Annotated in this window: 9 protein-coding genes; 3 read left to right on the top strand and 6 right to left on the bottom strand. The window is 64.3% G+C overall.

Annotated elements, in window-relative coordinates; genetic code table 11:
• Window positions 1-20: 20 nt before the first annotated feature.
• Window positions 21-497 (bottom strand): NYN domain-containing protein, encoded by a 477-nt coding sequence (locus tag CK486_RS10975; protein WP_095940330.1) that lies wholly within the window; start codon window positions 495-497, stop codon window positions 21-23.
• 265 nt (window positions 498-762) lie between these two features.
• Between CK486_RS10975 and CK486_RS10980 the strand changes: the two genes are divergently transcribed.
• Window positions 763-1,455, top strand: a complete 693-nt coding sequence (locus CK486_RS10980; protein WP_256574406.1) for a YciC family protein — start codon at window positions 763-765, stop codon at window positions 1,453-1,455.
• A gap of 8 nt (window positions 1,456-1,463) precedes the next feature.
• Here the strand turns inward: CK486_RS10980 and CK486_RS10985 are convergent, their stop codons facing one another.
• Window positions 1,464-2,303, bottom strand: coding sequence for an SDR family oxidoreductase (locus tag CK486_RS10985; RefSeq protein WP_095940331.1), 840 nt, complete (start codon window positions 2,301-2,303; stop codon window positions 1,464-1,466).
• A 19-nt stretch (window positions 2,304-2,322) separates the two neighbouring features.
• A complete protein-coding gene (locus tag CK486_RS10990) occupies window positions 2,323-2,562 on the bottom strand; it encodes a CDGSH iron-sulfur domain-containing protein (RefSeq protein ID WP_095940332.1) in 240 nt (79 codons plus the stop codon).
• A gap of 158 nt (window positions 2,563-2,720) precedes the next feature.
• Here CK486_RS10990 and CK486_RS10995 point away from each other — a divergent pair, with 158 nt between their 5' ends.
• Complete coding sequence (locus tag CK486_RS10995) at window positions 2,721-3,509, top strand: ABC transporter substrate-binding protein (RefSeq protein ID WP_095940333.1); 789 nt, start codon at window positions 2,721-2,723, stop codon at window positions 3,507-3,509.
• A 7-nt stretch (window positions 3,510-3,516) separates the two neighbouring features.
• Here CK486_RS10995 and CK486_RS11000 read toward each other — a convergent pair whose 3' ends face one another.
• Both CK486_RS11000 and CK486_RS11005 read right to left on the bottom strand, forming a co-directional pair.
• Window positions 3,517-3,951, bottom strand: coding sequence for a cupin domain-containing protein (locus tag CK486_RS11000; RefSeq protein WP_095940334.1), 435 nt, complete (start codon window positions 3,949-3,951; stop codon window positions 3,517-3,519).
• A gap of 77 nt (window positions 3,952-4,028) precedes the next feature.
• Window positions 4,029-4,367, bottom strand: a complete 339-nt coding sequence (locus CK486_RS11005; protein WP_095940335.1) for a hypothetical protein — start codon at window positions 4,365-4,367, stop codon at window positions 4,029-4,031.
• A 134-nt stretch (window positions 4,368-4,501) separates the two neighbouring features.
• On the opposite strand from CK486_RS11005, the gene CK486_RS11010 reads away from it, so the two are divergent.
• Window positions 4,502-4,996: a helix-turn-helix domain-containing protein gene (locus tag CK486_RS11010; RefSeq protein ID WP_095940336.1), complete on the top strand. Its 495-nt coding sequence runs from the start codon at window positions 4,502-4,504 to the stop codon at window positions 4,994-4,996.
• A gap of 8 nt (window positions 4,997-5,004) precedes the next feature.
• Here CK486_RS11010 and CK486_RS11015 read toward each other — a convergent pair.
• On the bottom strand, window positions 5,005-6,091 hold a 1,087-nt coding region (locus CK486_RS11015; RefSeq protein ID WP_305885204.1), incomplete at its 5' end, for an ATP-dependent helicase C-terminal domain-containing protein.

Raw genomic sequence — 6,091 nt, forward strand, 5'->3', positions numbered from 1 at the left:
GTCGTTGGGTCTGCTGCAGTTCAACGCAACAGCAGTGTGCCTTCAATGGGCCGGTAGTCATCGGCCGCGCGCAGCAGCGCCTGAGCAGTAAGGCCAGGGACGCCGTAGACCAGTGAGCGGGTGCCGAAGCGCAGCCGGGCCCGCTCCAACAACTGATCGAAATCGCCATCGCCGGAAGCCAGGACAATCTCGTCGACCCGCGCCGCCACTTCGATCACATCCAGGGTAATGCCGACATCCCAGTCGCCCTTGGCCGAGCCGTCGCTGCGCTGGATATAGGGCTTGAGCTTCACGGTGAAACCGAGGTTGCGCAGGATCTGCTGAAAGCCCTGCTGCTTGGCATCGCCACGATCGATGGCATAGGCATAGGCCTCGACGATCTGCCCGCGCGCCGCCACTTCCTGCCACAGGGCGCTGTAGTTGAAGTGGCAACCATGGGCCTGGCGGACGGTGTAGTAGAGGTTCTGCACATCGGCGAACAGGGCAATGGTCTTCACGGGGCGTTTGATGTCCGGATCGCGTCAGGGAGGCGGCGATTATGCGCCGGATGCGCCGGCCATGCAGGCTTTGTTGACCGTCCCCGCATGGAGCCGATCGACGCGACGCCAACAGGCCGTTGAAAAACGTTGGCGAGGCCGCCAGCGCAAGGCAAAAACAGGCGAAAAAGCGCAGTTTACGAGTGGTAAATGAGCATTTTGAGCCTGTTTTTAACGCAGCGCGGGCAACGCAGATAGTTTTTCAACGGCCTGTTAGAGTTACAGCATGCCCATTGCTGATGGCCTGCCCATGAATGCCCTGCGAGTGCTGCGCGAAGCGGCCTATTTCTACAGCCACAATTTCCTGCGTATCGCTCAGCTCTGCCTGCCGCTGCTGCTGCTTGAACGCCTCAGCGAGCTGGCCTTGCGCGACCAGTTCGGCCACTGGCCCGAAGGCGCTCTGCAATTGCTCTTCGGGGTGCTGTTCTACCCGCTCTACACCAGCATGCTGATCCTCTTTCTCGAGGCCCGCAGTCAGGGTCGCGAGGTAACCGCCGCGGAGCTGTTCGGGCGCGCCCTGCAGCTGTGGCCGGGCTTCGCCCTGCTCACGGCACTGAGTTCCGTACTGATCATGCTGGGGATGAGCCTGATGCTGCTGCCGGGGATGATCCTCATCGTCCTGCTGGCCTTTGCCGAGTACCTGCTGGTGCTGCGCGGCCAGTCGCCGTTGGACGCCATGCGCGGCAGCATCCGCCTGGTTCGCGGGCAGTTTCTGCCGCTGGCCGGCTGCATCTTCAGCGCGCTGATTCCGCTGTGGCTGCTGGGTGCCTGGCTGGCCGAGCGCTTCAGCGCCGAGCCGGCCGCCGATGTAATCAGCGGCAGCCTGAGCGGCCTGCTGCAACTATTCGTCAGCGTGGTGGTGTTCCGTTACTTCATGCTGCTGGAACAACGCCCGCAACTTGAGCCACGCGACCACTAGCAGGCTGTTCAGGTTCTGTTGCGCTCCGGCTTGAGCCCGGACATCCGCGGCAGCAGCGCCCGCTCGAACAGGCGGGGGAAGTAACGCGCCAGCAGGCGGGCCCGCCAGTTTACGTTGGACAGCACCAGAAGACGCTTGCGCTTGATCGCCGCCAGGTAGATTTCCTCGGCCACATCCTGTGCCGAAGCCACCCGGCCCATGGCCAGCGGCGGCCGTGCTGCGGCCGCGTCGCCGACCAGCGCGTTCTTGCGCAGGTCGGTGGCGGTGAAGCCGGGACAGACCAGCATCACATTCACCCCCGAGCCCTTGAGCTCGTAGCGCAGGGTCTCGAACAAGCCATGCAGCGCATGCTTGCTGGCGTTGTAGGCGCTGCGGTACAGCAGCGGAGCAAAGCCCGACAGGGAGCTCAGCACGATCACCTGACCATGACGGTTGACCAGGCTGTCGAAGGCCGCCAGGGTGCAATGCAGGGCACCGAAATAGTTGACCGCCATGACCCGCTGGAACACCGCCAGATCGGTCTCGGAAAAAGTACTGCGATGGGTGATGCCGGCATTGTTGATCAGCACGTCGATGCCGCCGAAACGTTCACTGGCCAGCGCCACCGCCTGATTGACCGCCGCGGCATCGGCTACGTCGCAGGCCAGCCCCAGCGCCTCGGCATTGAACTGATCGCGCAGGTGCTGCACCAGAAAATCCAGCTCGCTCTGTTGCAGATCAAGTATCACCAGACGCGCTCCGGCCTGGGCAAAACGCATCACCAGAGCACGGCCAATCCCCGCGCAACCGCCGGTAACCAGTACCACCTTGCGATCGAATACCTTGCTGTGAAAAACCTTGTGCGGCATGACTCCCCCCGGACTCAACTCACAACTGCTGGTGACTGCCATCGCACAGCGGCGGCGTCTGACTGTGTTTGCAGCCACAGAAATACAGGGTTTTGCTCTGCTCAGCGTGGAATTTCAGCGGCGTCAGCCCGCTGCCCTTGTGCGCACCATCGCAGAACGGCTGCTTGGCACTGCGCCCGCAGCGACACCAGAAATAATCCTGCCCGGCTTCTACCGCCACGGCATAGGGTGCTTTTTGTGCAATTACCGGCTCGTCCATCGCATCGCCCTCGACTTACTGCCGACGCGCAGGCGCCGGGCATGGCCCAAGCATAGTTCAGGCTCGCGACTGGACAGCGGCGGGAGCATTGCCCATGCTCGAAACAAGCACCTGAAAAACAGCCCGAAAACAAGACGGCCATAAGCCGCCGGGAAACGATGCCGCCAAACCCTGCCTTTGCCCACGCCGTGCTGCACAGCCCGCGCCTGCCCCGGCGCCTGCCGAGCATGGCCGCCCTGTGCCTGCTGCTGGTCAGCTCACTAAGCCTGGCCGGGGTGCCGCAACGCGAAACCGTAGCTGTGCGCTATCTTGAGTTTCCGCCCTACAGCTTCACCAATGCCGAAGGCCTGCCGGATGGCAGCATCATCCGTCTGACCCAGCGCCTGCTCAAGCAGGCTGGCTACCCTGCTGACTTCCGTACCGCACCGAGTGCCCGCCTCTACGCAGGCCTGGCCGATGGCAGCATGCATCTGTGGCCGGGTGCACCGGGCGTGCCGCAGCTCAAGGGGCTGACCCTGGAAAGCCGCTATCAGGTCGCCGAGGTCAATCTCAATCTCTACCACCGCAGCGACACGCCGGCCCCCGCACTGCCCGAAGACCTGCGCGACAAACGGGTCATCCTGCTGACGGGCTATACCTACCGCCCGCCCGTATCCGACTGGCTGAAAGATCCGCAGCTGGGCATCAAACCGACCCAGACCAGCAGCCACGCCTCGGCCCTGGCCATGCTGGAACTGCGCCGCGGCGAGTTCCTCATCGACTACCAGAGCCCGGTGGAGCGCGAACTGCAGACCCGCAACCAGCCGCCACTGCCGTTCATCACCCTGCACCGGCTGCCGATCAAGCTGATCATTTCCAGGGCCGCACCCAACAGCCGGCAGTTGCGCGATGATCTCGACCGCGCCTACGAGACCCTGCGCGCGGCCGGCGAAGACCTCAGTCTCTGAGCTCCCGTCACATCCAGGGATTGCCCGGCGTCGGCACCCCATCCTCGATGGTGGCACCGTCCATACTCCCGGCCCGGGCCTGGATCACCAGATAGTTCAACGGCTCCTTGCCGGTGTTGCGCCAGCAGCGCTGACCCTCGGGAGCAACCCGCACCACGGAACCCGGCCCCACCGGAACAATGCGTTCATCTACACAGAACTCTCCCTCGCCACTGAGGAAGACATACACCTCCTCGTTGAGGCGATGGCTGTGCCAGAACGGCATCGCGATCCCGGCAGGCAGCGAATTGATGGAGATTTCCATCCCGCTCAGCCCCAGCTCATCCTTGAGAAAGTGCTTGCCCTTGGCCGGGCGCGGCAGCAAGGGATGGGCAAACCGGTAGTTCATCCAGTGCTGCGGCTCGCCAACCTCGATACAGGACATGTTTTGTTCGCGACTCATGGTTTTTCCTTTCTTGACAGGGGGTATGACTCGCGGCCGACGGCCCGATCAGCAACAGACCGGCCGGCGCGGGGGGTTCAGTGACTGTTCTGGGCTGTCAGTGCAGGGGCACGCCCCTGACGCTCAAGGGCCTGCAGGCGCTGACGGACGAGCTGCAACGGCTCAGCCGCGCTACCGGCCTGTTCCTGCTCGGCGCGGACAAACCAGCTGTAGGCGTACTGGGCATGCGCCAGCGCCTGATCCGGGCTGGACGTCATGGCATCGAGATGGCAGAGACCGGCTCCCAGGGCCAGGCGGCTGTCGATCAGTTCTGACTCGATCTCGTTGGTCAGGCAGTCTGGCTGAGCCGCCTGAGCGGGAAGCACGACGCTGGCGGCGATAACGGCCGCCAGACTAATGGGCAGAATTGGGCTCATGTTGATCGCTCCTCGGATTTGACGTTGACGACTACTGGTTTCATTATAAAACCTGAAATTGACGATAGGTTCTGTAATAGAACCTGTCAACCCCTGTTAAAGTCGTGCCATTGACCGATCGTCAGGAGCGCCGCATGGAAAGAGTGAGTTTTGAGGACCGCAATTGCTCGATTGCCCGGGCTCTGGATGTGCTGGGCGACTGGTGGAATGTGCTGATCATTCGCGAAGCGCTATGGGGCACCCGCAAGTTCGACGACTTTCAGCGCCACCTGGGCATGTCCAAGAGCATTCTGTCCAAACGCCTGAAGCTGCTGATGGAGCACGACATTCTGGAGAAGCGTAGTCAGGGCAGCAGCGTCGACTACCACCTGACCGCCAAGGGGCGCGAGGTTCAGGCCATCATCGTCAGCCTGCTGCAATGGGGTGACCGCTGGTACCCGCAGGCCGAGGGGCCGCCCGTGGTGCTGGTCAACCGCCATACCCGCACACCGCTGGCACCGCTGAGTTTTCAGGATCAGCAGGGCAATCCGCTGGAGCTGGCCGACATCGGCCTGAGCGCCGGCCCCGGCGCCAACGAGGAAACCCGCGAGCGCATCCGCCAGATCCAGCGCCGCCACGCGCCGGACTGAGAAAGGCGCTACTTGCGCGGCTTGGCCCGTGCCGTGGGCTCGGCGATCAGTGGGTCATCCGGCCAGTAGTGTTTGGGGTAGCGGCCCTTGAGGTCCTTCTTCACCTCGGTATAGGTATTGGCCCAGAAGCTGGCCAGATCCTGAGTCACCTGCACCGGCCGGCGCGCCGGCGACAGCAGGTGCAGCAGCACGCTCTGCCGGCCACCGGCAATACGCGGCGTCTCGGCCAGACCGAACAGTTCCTGCAGGCGCACCGCCAGCACCGGCGGCTGTTCGCTGTAATCGATGGCAATGCGCGAGCCGGACGGCACGTTGAGGGCCTTCGGCGCCAGCTCATCGAGGCGTTGTGGCAGCGGCCAGGGCAACAGGGCCGCGAGCATGGCCGGCAGATCGAGACTGGCAAAGTGACTGAGCCGGCTGACCTTGCCCAGAAACGGCAGCAACCACTCCTCCAGTGAATCACGCAGCGCCGCATCGGAGAGATCCGGCCACTCGCTCTCGCCCTTCTGCTCCAGATCGAGCCGCCGCAACAGCGCGATGCGGGCCTGCCACTGGCGCAGCTCCGGCGTCCACGCCAGCAGTTCCAGGCCCTTGCGCCTGACCAGAGCGAGCAACGCGCGGCCGCGTGCGGCCTCGTCCAGCTGCGGCAAGGCGCGGCTATCGAGCACCAGTTCGCCGACCTTGCGCTGGCGCTCGGCGCGCAGCACGCCCTCGCGTTCGTCCCAGTCGAGCACATCCAGTTCACGGACCTGCTCGGCCAGCGGCCCGTCGAACAGCGCAGGCTCCAGATCGGCGGCCAGATAGATGCGCTCCTCGCGCTGGCCCTGACGACTGCCCAGATCGGCGATCACCAGCCACTCGTGCTTCATCAGCGCATCGGCCTCGGCAAACAGCGCCGCGCGGCCATTGGCCAGGCGGTACTCGGCCCCGCCGGCGCGGCGCTGACGGGCGATGCGGTCCGGGTAGGCGAAGGCCAGCAGACAACCGAGCCAGCGCGGATGCTCTGGGTCAGCCACCGCCTCAGTGGCCTTGCCGCGAAGATAGGAACGGAACTGCCGGGCCAGCTGACGCGCGCGCTGCACGCCACCGCGGGAG

The organism is Pseudomonas sp. HAR-UPW-AIA-41, from assembly GCF_002304225.1.
Classification (GTDB): Bacteria; Pseudomonadota; Gammaproteobacteria; order Pseudomonadales; family Pseudomonadaceae; genus Aquipseudomonas.

What these genes read in the sequence shown, in the direction of transcription:
- CK486_RS10980 (WP_256574406.1), top strand. Translation starts at nt 763, where the DNA reads ATGCCCATTGCTGATGGCCTGCCCATGAATGCCCTGCGAGTGCTGCGC.
- CK486_RS10985 (WP_095940331.1), bottom strand. Translation starts at nt 2,303, where the DNA reads ATGCCGCACAAGGTTTTTCACAGCAAGGTATTCGATCGCAAGGTGGTA.
- CK486_RS10990 (WP_095940332.1), bottom strand. Translation starts at nt 2,562, where the DNA reads ATGGACGAGCCGGTAATTGCACAAAAAGCACCCTATGCCGTGGCGGTA.
- CK486_RS10995 (WP_095940333.1), top strand. Translation starts at nt 2,721, where the DNA reads ATGCCGCCAAACCCTGCCTTTGCCCACGCCGTGCTGCACAGCCCGCGC.
- CK486_RS11000 (WP_095940334.1), bottom strand. Translation starts at nt 3,951, where the DNA reads ATGAGTCGCGAACAAAACATGTCCTGTATCGAGGTTGGCGAGCCGCAG.
- CK486_RS11005 (WP_095940335.1), bottom strand. Translation starts at nt 4,367, where the DNA reads ATGAGCCCAATTCTGCCCATTAGTCTGGCGGCCGTTATCGCCGCCAGC.
- CK486_RS11010 (WP_095940336.1), top strand. Translation starts at nt 4,502, where the DNA reads ATGGAAAGAGTGAGTTTTGAGGACCGCAATTGCTCGATTGCCCGGGCT.